This window comes from Paenibacillus sp. FJAT-27812 (assembly GCF_001273905.1).
GTDB lineage: Bacteria > Bacillota > Bacilli > Paenibacillales > Paenibacillaceae > Pristimantibacillus.
Genome location: NZ_LIGH01000001.1, coordinates 802,313 through 815,215, shown reverse-complemented (window position 1 = coordinate 815,215; position 12,903 = coordinate 802,313). Strand labels below are relative to the sequence as shown.

Below are 12,903 nucleotides of genomic sequence, written 5' to 3'. Positions count from 1 at the left end.
AGAAGGAACCGGAATTATGATGGTAAGCCAACTGCCAAAAATTAGGCTGTAACAAAGGGGAGTCAGAACGTTAAATAAGGGGGGGAACAACGTTGGGGAAGACAGAGAACCAAGCGGAAGCGGACAGGATATCGTTGCAGTCAAGCAAACGCCTGCGCAAGCAAGAGGACAAAACAAAGCAAAAGGCCGAGTTGGATGAATCGAAGCGCTCCTATGTATGGGCACTCAAGTTTCTGTTGCCTTACAAGAAGCAAATAGCGGCGCTTGCAGCATGCGGAACGATGGCGGTCACGGGAGAGACGCTGACGCCAAAAATGATTCAATATGTGATCGATCATGTCGTGGTCAACAAGGACACCTCGCTTTTTATCGGTATTTTAGCAGCGCTTACCGTCATTAATCTACTCATGCTCATCGCCAAAAACTATCGCAACCTGCTGCAGCGGACGATCGGGGAGCTTGCCTCACGCGATATGCAGACTGCGATCTTCAAGCATCTGCGCAAGCTCGGCTTCGCTCACTACGAGCGGCATCCTGCGGGGGAGACGCTGTCGATGTTCAACTCCGAGGTGGCATCCGTTCAGAAAATATATCGCAACGTCCTGCCAAGCGTCATCGAAAATTTACTGTTCATTATGGTAGCGATCGCCCTGCTGCTTAGCATCAGCGGCTGGCTATGCCTGATTATGCTGCCGACATTCGGATTGTATTACTTATTTGGTCCCTATTTCGAGCGCAAAGCGGCGCTTTACGGACGCCAGTCTGGCCAAGAGCGCATCGCCTATAACCAATCGGTATACGAAAGCATTTCCGGCCTGCGCGAGTTCCGCGCCTTTGGCTCGCAGCCTTGGTATCACGAGCGAACGCTGGGCAAGCACAAAAATTGGTCGCATGTCTACTTGCTTAGCGCAACCTATAGCTTCGGCAGAGGAAGCTTTCGGCGGTTCACGTTTTATTTGGGCGCGATTGCACTCTTTATTACTGGCTATTATTCCTTGCAAAATAATTGGATATCACTAGGCGGCTTTATCGCCTTTACCCTCTTGTATATGACAACGATGTTCCGCCTCACGCTGCTCGTTACGCAGCTCACCGAGCAGAAGCTTATTATCCACCAGACGATTCCGCTGTTTCGGTTCATGCATAAGCCTATCGAAATCGATGATCCCGCCGATCCCATTACGCTTGATGAAGTACGCGGCGGTCTTGTGTTTGACAATGTTTATTTCCAATATCCCGAGCAGCCTCCGGTCATTAACGGCTTCACGCTGACGATTAAGCCGGGCGAGAAGGTGGCCTTTGTAGGCGCGAGCGGCAATGGCAAGACGACGATGTTCAAAATGATCGGCCGGTTTTATGATCCGACCTCCGGCATCATCAGGCTGGACGGCGTGCCGATTCACCAAATGACGCTGGAGCGGCTGCGGGAATCGATCGGTTATGTTTTTCAAGAGACTTACTTATTTGGCTCCTCGGTGAAAGAAAACATCCGCTTCGGCAAGCCGGAGGCGAGCGATGAAGAGGTAGTCGCCGCTGCGAAAGCGGCTTACGCGCATGATTTCATCATGCAGCTGCCGGAAGGCTACGACACGCTCGTCGGCGAGCGGGGGATGAAGCTGTCCGGCGGCCAGAAGCAGCGCATCTCGATTGCGCGCATGTTCGTGAAACAGCCGGCCATTATCTTGCTCGATGAGGCAACGTCCTCGCTCGATAATGTAAGCGAATACGAGGTGCAGCGCGCGCTTGATGAGGTGCTCGTGAACCGGACGACGATCGCGATTGCGCATCGGCTGTCAACGGTGAAGCATTTTGACAAAATTGTCGTGATCCACGAGGGCCGCGTTGCGGAAGCTGGAAGCTACGAGGAGCTGATCGCTCGCAAAGGGCTGCTGTATGAGCTGGAAGTGGGCCAATCCGAAGCAGCAGAAGGGAGAGTGGCACATGAAGTATCTTAAAATCTTTTGGTCGAACTCGGTTATGCTTAAAGGCACTTATCTGATCGTGCTGCTCTATCTCGCGCTGGAATCGGTGTCCAACTACACGCTTGTTTATGTGCAAAAAATATTAATCGATGATGTGTTCAGCAAAGGGAAATACGAGCTGCTTCCCATCGTCATCGGCGTGTTTGCGGCAGCGGGTATCGTCTACTCTCTCATGTTCACCATGACGAGCCGCAGCCTTGTCCGCAATGAATTCGCGGTCAGCCGCTCCTTGCTCACGCGCATGCTGAATAAGCTTGAAGGCATTCCCATCGAGCGGTTTCAAAATGAGCGAACCGGCAAATACGTCTATTCGTTCACGCAGGATTTGTATATTTCGGCGAGCGTAATCGGATGGCAAATCCCGCGCGGCATTCAAGAGACGCTGAACCTATGCATCCTGATGGCGATTATTGGTTTCTCTAGCCCGATTCTGCTGCTCATGATCGTGGCGCTTTGCACCATTTATGTGCTGATTGGCTACTATTTTACTCCTAAGCTTAAGGCACAGGCGAGAAAAGTAGCGGAGAAGCGTACCGCATTGCTCATCCAGATTGAGGAAGGCGTCGCGTCCACGCGAGAGGTTGTCGCCTATCACCGGCTGAAGTGGGAAGAGAAGCTTTACAATAAGATGTTCGCGGAATACTTTGAGCAGGTGATGGCGGAGGGCAAGCTCGTCAACCGGCAAATCCGCTTCAGCGACCCGATGAAATGGGGCATTGGCATTTTGGTGCTTGGTTACTGCGGCTTTCAGCTGATCAACGATCAGATGTCGATTGGAACGTTCGTCATTTTGTTTCAGTTTTCCACGCAATTGTCAGACTCGTTCTATAATTTGTTCCAGTTCTTCATGGGCATGTCGTCGCAGCTTGCGAATGTGGACAGGGTGCAGCAGATTTTGGAGCTGGAGCAGCATGACGAAGGCCGGCAGAGCATGAACCTGCCAATAGAGCGCTTAACGTTCAGCGATGCTAGCTTTCGTTATTCGCCGGAGCTTCCTGAGGTCATTCGGGGTTTTACGGCAGAGCTGCCAATCGGCAGAAAGATTGCTTTCGTCGGTACGAGCGGCGGGGGCAAGTCAACGATTGCCCAGTTGCTCGTCCGTTTCTATGATCCATCGCTTGGAACGATGAAGCTGAACGATATTGCTGCGCAGGCGTACAACCGCGAGCAGTGGGCAAATAAGGTATCGATCGTTTTTCAGGACCCTTATATGTTCTCGGACACGATTCGGGAAAATTTAATGCTCGGCAGACACGGCGTTACGGAGGCGGATATCGAGGAAGCCTGCCGCATCGCGCAAATCCATGAATTTATTTTGGCGCTGCCTGAGGGTTACGATACGAATATCGGCGAGCGGGGCATCAAGCTCTCCGGCGGACAACGCCAGCGCATAGCGATTGCGCGTGCGATGGTTAGCGATCCGGAAATTTTGGTGCTGGATGAGGCTACGTCAGCGCTGGATTTGGAGACGGAGCGTCAGCTGCTGGCTGCGCTTGAGGCAAGAAGGGAAGGGCTGACGACGATCATGATCGCGCACCGCCTCTCCACGATCGAGAACGCCGACGTCATATTCGTCATGGACCAGGGAGCGTTAGCGGAGACCGGTACGCATAACGAGCTGCTTGCCAGCGGCAAAGTCTATCAGCAGCTCCTGATGGCGCAGCACTAGCGGTCATGAAGGTGGAACGATTTAGAGATTGACAGCGCTATTTGGGTGAGATACATTAAACATTACATAATCTAACAATGAAGATGAAGGGTAAGTAGACATGCGTCTAGGACTTGCAGAGAGCCGGTGGTTGCTGTGAACCGGCGTCCCGCGTATGATTGAATGGCCTTCGGAGTTGCTTTGCCGAATCACCATTTGGATGTAGTAGGCAAAGCCGGGGTTCCTGCCGTTATCACGGGAGCAGTATCGAGCCGAATGTTGGTGTCCGTACTGTCCAAGAGAATTGCGATGCTTTGAATGATGAGGCAGCTGCGATTAAATAAGGTGGTACCACGATAACTTCGTCCTTTACGGATGAAGTTTTTTTGTGTGATTTGAAGGGGGTGATGGCCATGGAGGATGGCTGGTGGCGGCGATTGAAAGAAGGAATGCTTCTGCTCAAAAATCGATTTGCTAGACAGTTATTAAGCACTGTCTCATTAATTAGGAGGGCTTTATATGATGAAACAAAGAATGCTTACAGGAGATCGTGTCACCGGCAAGCTGCATCTTGGCCATTACGCCGGAAGCTTGAAAAATCGGGTAGAGCTTCAAGACAACTATGAAACCTTTGTCCTGCTTGCCGATGTTCAAGCATTGACCACCCATTTTGATAAACCGGAATTAATACGAGGCCATCTTCGAGAGGTAGCGCTCGATTATTTGGCTGTTGGCATTAAGCCTGAATCGGCTACGATCTTTGTGCAATCGATGGTGCCGGAAATTGCCGAATTGACCGTGCTGTTCTCGATGTTCGTCACGGTAAACCTGCTGCGGCATAACCCAACGATTAAATCAGAATCCAAAAACAGCGGATTGGATGAGATGTACTATGGATTCCTTGGTTATCCGGTAAGCCAGGCAGCGGACATCACGTTCTGTAAAGCGAGCATTGTTCCGGTAGGAGACGACCAGCTTCCGCATTTGGAGCTGACCCGAAAAATCGTCCGCCGGTTCAACGAATTGTATAAGCCTGTATTTGTTGAGCCGCAGGCGATAGTAGGCGATTTCCCGAGGCTGCTCGGGACAGATGGCAATGCGAAGATGAGCAAGAGCCTAGGAAATGCGATTGAGCTGGACTCATCGCCTGACGAGATTGCCTTTAAAATACGCAGGGCCGTTACGGATCCGGCTCGCATCCACAAAAACGATCCCGGGCATCCCGATATTTGTCCGATCTATGCCTATCACCGGGCTTTCCGGCCGGAGGGGGCACTGGAAATACGCGAAGGCTGCGAGAGAGGAGCAATCGGGTGTTCGGGGTGCAAGCGGCTTATCGCTTCGGCCATTGAGCAGCTTCTGGAGCCCATGCAGGAACGGCGAGCTTATTATGCCGATAGGCCAAAGCTGATTGATGATATTTTAATGGACGGAACCAAGCATGCGCAAAACATTGCTAGAGAAACGATGATTGAGGTTCGGGACGCCATGAGCCTCAATTACTTCATGAATAAGGATTGATTCTGCAGCAAACAAAAACCAGTCTGACACGGCCTTCGTGTTTGGACTGGTTTTTTTTCTTGATGAGTGGAGCGTTTTCCGTTCACGAGCCCGTCACACTTTTAAACTGTGCAGGAAAGTCCATCACCCGATATAGAAAAGTCCATTCCGATCATTTTAAAATCGTGTAACATAGGAAATGTTGCTGATAATGGTTATCACTTAGAGAGTGGTGGTAGAATGCAGCATATTTTTTTGCAAATAAATGAGAATGATTATCTTTGATAATTTCTATGATGATTTGGGGAATTCGTGTGAAGCTATGGTATCTCTTAGTCGTGCTTATTGCGTTATCGATCACGTCCCTGTTTATCGGGGTTAAGGACATATCGCCGCTCGATCTGTTCTCTTTAACGGAGGAGCAGCGGCAGGTATTGTCCATTAGCCGTATTCCGCGGCTCGTCAGCATTATTATAGCTGGCGTCGGAATGAGCGTCACGGGATTGATCATGCAGCAGCTCAGCCGCAACAAGTTCGTATCGCCTACGACTGGGGGGACGGACGATTCCGCTAGACTTGGCATACTCGTTGCTTTGATGGTATTCCCGTCAGCCAGCACGATGGAGAAGATGCTGCTTGCATTCGCATTTGCGTTAGCCGGCACCTATGTGTTTATGAAAATTCTCGATCGGCTGAAATTTAAAGATACGATCTTTATACCGCTGGTAGGGCTCATGTTCGGCAATGTCATTAATGCGGTGACGACGTTTTTCGCCTATAAGAACGATCTTATCCAAAATATTTCTTCATGGCTGCAAGGCAGCTTCTCTCTTGTCATGAGCGGACGTTATGAGCTGATGTATGTGAGCTTGCCGCTGCTCGTCATTGCGTATCTTTATGCGAATAAGTTTACGATTGCCGGGCTAGGGGAGGAGTTCTCTTCCAATCTAGGAATGAATCATAAGCTGGTTGTGAATATCGGCCTTGTCATTGTAGCGCTGATTTCGGTGATCGTTATTTTGACCGTAGGCACGCTGCCATTCCTTGGCCTCATTATTCCGAATATCGTGACGCTGTATATGGGTGACCATTTGAAACGAAACCTGTCCCATACAGCGGTGGTTGGCGCGATATTCGTACTGGTATGCGACATCATCGGCCGCTTGATTATCTTTCCGTATGAGATTCCAATCGGCTTAACGATCGGCATCATCGGAAGCGTTATTTTTCTTTACTTGTTGATGAGGAGAAAGGCATATGAAGCTTAAACTAAGTGTGCTTGCGGTGCTGGCCGTTGCATTAATAGCCGTATTTCTTTTCATTCATCTTGGCCCTAATTGGGATTATGCCCTGCCAAGAAGACTGAAGAAGGTGCTGGCGATTGTCATTACCGGGGGCGCAATTGCTTACTCCACCATGATCTTTCAGACAATTACGAACAATCGGATACTAACGCCAAGCATTATCGGCCTTGATTCGCTTTATATGCTCATTCAGACGTTCGTCGTCTTTGCTTTTGGCTCTATGAGTCTTCCAAGCACAAACAAGCATCTTAATTTCTTTATATCCGTTGCTTTGATGATCGCATTCGTTGCGGTGCTGTATAAGCTGTTGTTCAAAAAGGAAGGCAGAAATTTATATTTCCTTCTGCTGATCGGACTGGTGCTGGGCACTTTGTTCGGCAGTATGTCAACGTTCATGCAGGTGCTGATCGATCCGAATGAATTTCTAATCGTTCAAGGGAAAATGTTCGCAAGCTTCAACAATGTCAATACGGACCTGCTCGTCATCTCGATCATCATTATCGCTTTAATTGCTATTTATGCCACGCGGCTAAGCAAATATCTAGATGTGATGTCGCTTGGCAAGGAGCATGCGGTCAACCTGGGTATTCCTTACGATTATGTCGTCAAAAGAATGCTGGTCATCGTTGCGATTCTGATCGCCGTATCCACCGCGCTGGTCGGTCCGATTACCTTTCTTGGCCTGCTCGTCGTCAATGTAGCCTATCCATTCATGCGCACCTATCGCCATAGCTACCTGATACCGGGAGCAATGCTGATTAGCATTATTGCGCTTGTCGGCGGACAACTAATCGTGGAGCGGGTGTTCTCGTTCGAGACGACGATAAGCGTCATTATCAACTTCATCGGCGGAGCGTACTTTTTATATTTGCTGCTAAGGGAGAAGAAAGCATGATTGAGGTTAAAAAGGTTTCCAAAACATATGGCGGCAAGCCTGTTATCGAGCAGGTGTCCGTAACCATTTCGAAGGGGAAGATCACTTCGTTCATCGGCCCTAACGGAGCAGGCAAGAGCACGCTTCTCTCGATGATCAGCCGCCTGCTAACGAAGGACAGCGGGCAGGTGCTCATCGAGGGCAAGGAAGTCGGCTCATGGAAAAGCGCCGAGCTCGCCAAAAAAATATCGATTCTCAAGCAGTCGAATCATATTAACCTTCGCCTCACGGTGCGTGAGCTTGTAAGCTTCGGAAGGTTCCCGTATTCCCAAGGCAAGCTGACGGCGGAGGATTGGAAGCAAGTTGACGAAGCGATCGTATATATGGATCTGCAAGAAATGCAGGGCAAGTATCTTGACGAGCTAAGCGGAGGGCAGAAGCAGCGCGCGTTCATCGCGATGGTCATCGCACAGAATACCGAATACATTTTGCTGGACGAACCGCTTAATAATTTGGATATGAAGCACTCCGTTCAAATAATGAAGGTGCTGAGGCGCCTAGTAGAGGAGCTTGGCAAGACGGTCGTGATCGTTATCCATGACATAAACTTTGCATCTTGTTATTCCGATTACATCGTGGCGTTGAAGGATGGAAAGGTCGTTAAGGAAGGCGCTACCGAGACGATCATCGACAGCGCCGTGCTTAAGGACATTTACGATATGGACATTCCGATCGAGCTGATTAACGGCAATCGCATCGGTGTTTATTTTACTTAATCAAAGAAAGACTTGCCAAAGGTTATTCAAACATTAATATAACAAATGATCTAGGGGTGATTGAAGTGAAAAAATCTTTACCTGTATTGGCTATTCTAGTAATCTTCGCTATGGTGATCGCGGCGTGCGGCGCCAATAATAGCGGAAAGAACGGAGCGACTAACGCGCCTTCGAACGAAGCGCCTGCGGCTGCGGACGCGGCAGCGCCTACGGAAGTAACCGTTAAGCATCAGCTAGGCGAAACGGTTGTTCCTGTAAATCCGGCTAAGGTTGTTGTTTTCGACTTCGGCACATTGGATACGCTTGATAAACTGGGCGTAGAGGTGGCAGCATTGCCGCAAGCAAGCGTACCTGCTTACCTTGAGAAATACAAAGACGCTAAATACGTCAACGCGGGCAGCTTGAAGGAGCCTGACTTCGAGAAAGTGAACGAGCTTGCGCCTGATCTGATCATCATCTCCGGCCGCCAATCGGACGCGTACGACGAGCTTAGCAAAATTGCGCCAACCATCTTTATGGGCGTAGACAATAAAAACTTTATGCCATCTTTTACCGAAAACGTGAAGACGCTTGGCCAAATTTTCAACAAATCGGCAGAAGCGGAAGCAGAGCTTGCAACGATCAACGATTCCATTAAAGCCTTGAACGAAAAAGCGGCAGCAGGCGGCAAAAAAGGACTTATTATTTTGGCTAACGAAGGCGCAATCAGCGCATACGGCAAAGCTTCGCGTTTTGGCATCATTCATGATGTATTTGGCGTAGCGGCAGCGGATGAGAACATTGAAGTATCAACGCACGGCCAGCCGGTAACCTATGAATATGTAGCGGAGAAAGATGCGGACTATCTATTTGTTATTGACCGCAACAAAGTGGTAGCAGGCGAAGGCAATGCCCATGATTCGGTTGAAAATGAGCTCGTGAAAAACACGAAAGCCTACAAAGAAGGCAACATCGTGTACCTGAACCCTGATTTCTGGTATCTGTCGGGCGGCGGCCTTATCTCGGTAGACGCGATGGTTAAAGAAATCGACGGCGCTTTGAAGTAACAGCAATAAGCATAGTATCACAGTAAAGGCTGATGGCCTGCTTCCGCAACAGCGGCAGCGGGTCTTCGGCTTTTTTGGCCTATTTCGTTATACTCTTTTTCGATTAGCTGCAATACAGCTATAATGTAAGGAAAGCAGAAGGGAGGGGAATCCGTGAATCCGGTTTTAGAGCTGCAGGATGTGAACAAAAATCGCCATGACGCAGAGGGCGTTCCCTTATTCTCGAGGGTGTCGGCACAAATCATAGAGCCATCTATCGTTGCTTTGCTTGGCGTGTCCGGCCAAGGGAAAAGTACGCTGCTCCGTATGATTGCCTCATTGGATAAGGTGGATGAAGGGAAAATCCTTTTACATAACGTTTCACAGCGCGAGATGGACCCAAGGCAGTGGCGGATGAAGGTGTGTTATGTCGCGCAGCAATCCGTGATGCTCCAAGGGAGCATCGAACAAAATTTGAGGACGGTCAGCCAACTGCACCGCATTCCGTATGAGGATAAGCTAGTTCAGCATCTGCTGCCGCGGCTAGGACTAGAGCACTTGGAGCTTAGCAAAAATGCGGACCGTCTGTCTGGCGGGGAGAAGCAGCGGGTATCGCTGCTCCGCTCTTTGCTGCTGCATCCGTCAGTGCTGCTGCTCGATGAAATTACAGCTTCGCTGGATAGGGGCAGCAAGGAAAAGGTAGAGCAGGTGCTGCAGGAGTGGTGCCATCAGGAAGGGACAACGATCATTATGGTCACCCATGATTTTGAACAGGCAAGGCAAATGAGCAAGACGGTATGGTTCATGGGCGAGGGGACGCTGCTGGAAAACAGCGAAACCGCAGCTTTTTTCGAGAATCCATCGACCGAGCTCGCCCGAAGCTACATCCAGTCTCCCTTGCTAAAGGAGCAGCCATGTCCATTTTAGCATTAAGCTTTACACTGCTCTTCGTGATGATTACGATGCTTGTATCCGTATGGCAAAAGCTTGGGCTTGAGCGGGATATCGCGGTGGGCACGATTCGCTCTGCCTTGCAGCTGCTGCTTGTTGGTTACGTGCTGCAGTTTATTTTTAATACGAGCAACCCGCTCTTTATAACGTTGATTCTTTTGCTGATGATTATAGTCGCTTCGTATAATGCGGGGAAACGGGGCGAAGGGCTGCGGGGCATCATTTGGAAAATCGCCATCGCCATCACCTCCACGGAGCTGCTTATGATGGGGCTGCTGCTAGGCTTCCGAATCATTGAGGCAACGCCCCAATATATCATCCCGATTAGCGGCATGACGATTGGCAATGCGATGGTCGTATCGGGACTTCTTCTGAATCAAATGAGAAGAGAGGTCGGCGCCTCGCGAGGCGAGATCGAGACGATGCTGTCGCTTGGGGCTACGGCTAGGCAAGCGATTCAGGATGTCATGAAGCGTTCGGTGAAATCGAGCATGATTCCGACGATCGACGGCATGAAGACGGTGGGACTCGTGCAGCTTCCGGGCATGATGACGGGAATGATTATCGCTGGCGCAAACCCAATCGAAGCGGTAAGATACCAAATTTTAATCGTATTCGCATTCGCGAGCTCGGCAGCCGTGACGAGCATTATTTTGAGCCTATTAAGCTACCGCCAATGGTTTACGAAAGATCTGCGCATTCAAAATATAGAGCAAAAAGGATGATGACACGTGAGCGTATATAACAGCGGAAATGCATTAGAGAAACAAATTGCCAGCACCGTGCTGCCTGAGCAGTCATTGGCGCTATGGGCATTGGGGCAAGAGGGGTTTCTAGTCAAATGGAACAATAAAACGGTGCTATTCGATCCCTACTTGACCAATGGGGAATCAGACCCGAGCGGACAGTGGATTCGCACGTTTGAATCGCCGCTTCAGCCATCGCAATGCTTGGATGTCGATTATGTTGTCTGCTCGCATCATCATGGCGATCATATGGACAAGCTGACCTTGCAGGCGATCGGGCAATCTGACAAAACCCGCTTCATTGTGCCGAAGGCTCATCTGTCTTTAATGAAGGAATGGGGCCTGCGCGATGATCAGTTGATTGGAATATCCCACGAACAGTCGCTTGAGCTGGATGGAGGAATTCGCCTTGAAGCTTTTGCAGCCAAGCATGAGCAGTTTGAACAGGACGAGGCGGGCGAGCATAAGTTTCTGGGTTACGTAGCTTATTTCGAATCCATTCATCTCTATCATGCCGGCGATACGATCGGATTTCCTGAGCTTGTGACATGGCTGAAAAGCAGGAAGATCGACATTGCGTTACTGCCCATCAACGGACGTGATTTCAGCCGCAATGAGCAGGGGATCGTTGGCAACTGCAATTACCGGGAAGCGGTAGAGATCGCGGTGCAAATCGATGCGGATATGGTCATTCCGATGCATTTTGGCATGTTTTCGATCAACGATGAGAACCCTGCTTATTTCGTTGATTATATTCACCGTCATTATCCGGCTAAGAAGTTCCATATGTTCGCTCCCGGCGAGCGGTTTATTTATATGAAATAATCGACTTGGCTTTATTTGAGCTTGAACACGACAACGCCGGTAATCATGATGCCAATGCCGATCAGCTTGTTGGCGGATAAAGGCACTTTATCAACGCCGAACAGCCCGAGGCTGTCGATGATCAAAGCGACAAGCAGCTGTGTAATAAGCAGCAGCGCCACTGAATAAGCGGGACCAAGCGTCGAGATGCCTTTCATGACGCTGAACACGATCATAACGCCAAACGCGCCTCCGAGCCAGTACAGCTTGTTTACGGTGTACAGCTTGGATAGGCAGCCGTCCTTCACCATAAGCAAAACGATAAGCGACAGCAAAAAGCCGGTTCCATGCACCCAAGTGTTCGTAAACCAGAAGCCGGCTTTGTCGCTGAGCCTAGTGTTAAAAATGCCTTGTATGCTGACCAGAACGCCGGCAAGCAGCGAATAAATAATGCCTATCATAGCTCTTCCCTCCAAGTGGATCATCCATTAACGGTAAAGATTGCCGCTGGCAAGCTCTTTAAGTCGAGTCTCGTTGCGAATAAAGATGGCGCCGCGCTTTCGTTCAATGATGCCGGCAGCAGCAAGCTGCGTAATGACACGGTTCAGATGGCGGTAGCTGGTACCAAGCAGCTCGGCAACGTCCGTCAGCTTATCCGTCCTCATCTCTACAAGCGAAGGGGAAAGGGGATCCTCTGACATAATCGAAATCAAGTAGCTTGCCAGGCGATTTTCTACCGGATAAAGCAGATTGAGGCTGGATACATACGAAACCGTATGCAATTTGTTGCTGATTTGCTTAATGATGAACGTAAGGAAACGCGGATCTTGAAAGGCGGTTTCGCGCAGCGCTTCTTTTTTTATCGCGATAAAATGGGTTTCGCCTACGGATTCAACCATGCAGCGAACTGGAAAGCCCGTCATAAGCTCCATATCCCCAATGATCGCAAGCGGTTCATTGAAGCGGAGCAGCACGGATTTTCCATTAGGAAGCGTCGTGTACACTTTGATTTTTCCTTTTACCAAGAGGAATAAATGATCAAGCTGATCACCGGGCGAGCAGATCGCTTCTCCATTCTCGTAAGCCACAATATTCATCATCCCTATGGTTGCCGCGTCAAAAATGGCATTAAGCTGATTTTCGGCTGCATATCGGGCAAGGCGCTCTTCGTTATGAATCGCTTTCATGGTCCCTCCATCGACTGTTGAGCAGTAACGCGACTGCCAGTTATTATACTTATTTTTTATTTTAGAAACAGATAGCGAATGTGAAAAGGACATATGTCCCATTCTA

Annotated in this window: 12 protein-coding genes and 1 other annotated feature; of the genes, 10 read left to right on the top strand and 2 right to left on the bottom strand. The window is 49.6% G+C overall.

The window, feature by feature from the left end:
* Positions 1 to 92: 92 nt before the first annotated feature.
* The 10 genes from ADU23_RS03485 (at position 93) to ADU23_RS03440 (ending at position 11,631) form a co-directional block, all read left to right on the top strand.
* Entirely contained in the window at positions 93 to 1,955 is a 1,863-nt protein-coding gene (locus ADU23_RS03485; RefSeq protein ID WP_053372475.1) for an ABC transporter ATP-binding protein, read from the top strand.
* Complete coding sequence (locus ADU23_RS03480) at positions 1,942 to 3,651, top strand: ABC transporter ATP-binding protein (RefSeq protein WP_053372474.1); 1,710 nt, start codon at positions 1,942 to 1,944, stop codon at positions 3,649 to 3,651. Before ADU23_RS03485 ends, ADU23_RS03480 begins: the two co-directional genes overlap by 14 nt.
* 71 nt (positions 3,652 to 3,722) lie before the next feature.
* Positions 3,723 to 4,003 (top strand) — a binding site (T-box leader).
* A gap of 146 nt (positions 4,004 to 4,149) precedes the next feature.
* On the top strand, positions 4,150 to 5,151 hold the full coding sequence (gene trpS, locus ADU23_RS03475) for a tryptophan--tRNA ligase (RefSeq protein WP_053372473.1): 1,002 nt from the start codon (positions 4,150 to 4,152) through the stop codon (positions 5,149 to 5,151).
* 293 nt (positions 5,152 to 5,444) lie between these two features.
* Positions 5,445 to 6,398 carry an ABC transporter permease gene (locus tag ADU23_RS03470; protein ID WP_053372472.1) on the top strand — a complete coding sequence of 318 codons (954 nt, stop codon included), beginning with the start codon at positions 5,445 to 5,447 and terminating at the stop codon, positions 6,396 to 6,398.
* Positions 6,388 to 7,329: an iron chelate uptake ABC transporter family permease subunit gene (locus ADU23_RS03465; RefSeq protein ID WP_053372471.1), complete on the top strand. Its 942-nt coding sequence runs from the start codon at positions 6,388 to 6,390 to the stop codon at positions 7,327 to 7,329. The genes ADU23_RS03470 and ADU23_RS03465 overlap by 11 nt, the downstream gene beginning before the upstream one ends.
* Complete coding sequence (locus tag ADU23_RS03460) at positions 7,326 to 8,084, top strand: iron ABC transporter ATP-binding protein (RefSeq protein ID WP_053372470.1); 759 nt, start codon at positions 7,326 to 7,328, stop codon at positions 8,082 to 8,084. Before ADU23_RS03465 ends, ADU23_RS03460 begins: the two co-directional genes overlap by 4 nt.
* Positions 8,085 to 8,149: 65 nt before the next feature.
* A complete protein-coding gene (locus tag ADU23_RS03455; protein ID WP_082310981.1) occupies positions 8,150 to 9,130 on the top strand; it encodes a siderophore ABC transporter substrate-binding protein in 981 nt (326 codons plus the stop codon).
* Between the two features lie 153 nt (positions 9,131 to 9,283).
* The gene (locus ADU23_RS03450; RefSeq protein WP_053372469.1) at positions 9,284 to 10,036 is read left to right on the top strand and encodes an ABC transporter ATP-binding protein; all 753 of its coding nucleotides are present in this window, start codon (positions 9,284 to 9,286) and stop codon (positions 10,034 to 10,036) included.
* Positions 10,024 to 10,785, top strand: coding sequence for an ABC transporter permease (locus ADU23_RS03445; RefSeq protein ID WP_053372468.1), 762 nt, complete (start codon positions 10,024 to 10,026; stop codon positions 10,783 to 10,785). Before ADU23_RS03450 ends, ADU23_RS03445 begins: the two co-directional genes overlap by 13 nt.
* A 6-nt stretch (positions 10,786 to 10,791) precedes the next feature.
* Positions 10,792 to 11,631: an MBL fold metallo-hydrolase gene (locus ADU23_RS03440; RefSeq protein ID WP_053372467.1), complete on the top strand. Its 840-nt coding sequence runs from the start codon at positions 10,792 to 10,794 to the stop codon at positions 11,629 to 11,631.
* Positions 11,632 to 11,642: 11 nt separating this feature from the next.
* Here ADU23_RS03440 and ADU23_RS03435 read toward each other — a convergent pair whose 3' ends face one another.
* A complete protein-coding gene (locus tag ADU23_RS03435; RefSeq protein WP_053372466.1) occupies positions 11,643 to 12,071 on the bottom strand; it encodes a DMT family transporter in 429 nt (142 codons plus the stop codon).
* A 27-nt stretch (positions 12,072 to 12,098) separates the two neighbouring features.
* Positions 12,099 to 12,797, bottom strand: coding sequence for a Crp/Fnr family transcriptional regulator (locus ADU23_RS03430; RefSeq protein WP_053372465.1), 699 nt, complete (start codon positions 12,795 to 12,797; stop codon positions 12,099 to 12,101).
* Positions 12,798 to 12,903 lie beyond the last annotated feature (106 nt).

Excerpts from the sequence above, each read along its gene's own strand:
- trpS (WP_053372473.1), top strand. The coding sequence starts at position 4,150 with ATGATGAAACAAAGAATGCTTACAGGAGATCGTGTCACCGGCAAGCTG.
- ADU23_RS03480 (WP_053372474.1), top strand. The coding sequence starts at position 1,942 with ATGAAGTATCTTAAAATCTTTTGGTCGAACTCGGTTATGCTTAAAGGC.
- ADU23_RS03435 (WP_053372466.1), bottom strand. The coding sequence starts at position 12,071 with ATGATAGGCATTATTTATTCGCTGCTTGCCGGCGTTCTGGTCAGCATA.
- ADU23_RS03445 (WP_053372468.1), top strand. The coding sequence starts at position 10,024 with ATGTCCATTTTAGCATTAAGCTTTACACTGCTCTTCGTGATGATTACG.
- ADU23_RS03430 (WP_053372465.1), bottom strand. The coding sequence starts at position 12,797 with ATGAAAGCGATTCATAACGAAGAGCGCCTTGCCCGATATGCAGCCGAA.
- ADU23_RS03465 (WP_053372471.1), top strand. The coding sequence starts at position 6,388 with ATGAAGCTTAAACTAAGTGTGCTTGCGGTGCTGGCCGTTGCATTAATA.
- ADU23_RS03460 (WP_053372470.1), top strand. The coding sequence starts at position 7,326 with ATGATTGAGGTTAAAAAGGTTTCCAAAACATATGGCGGCAAGCCTGTT.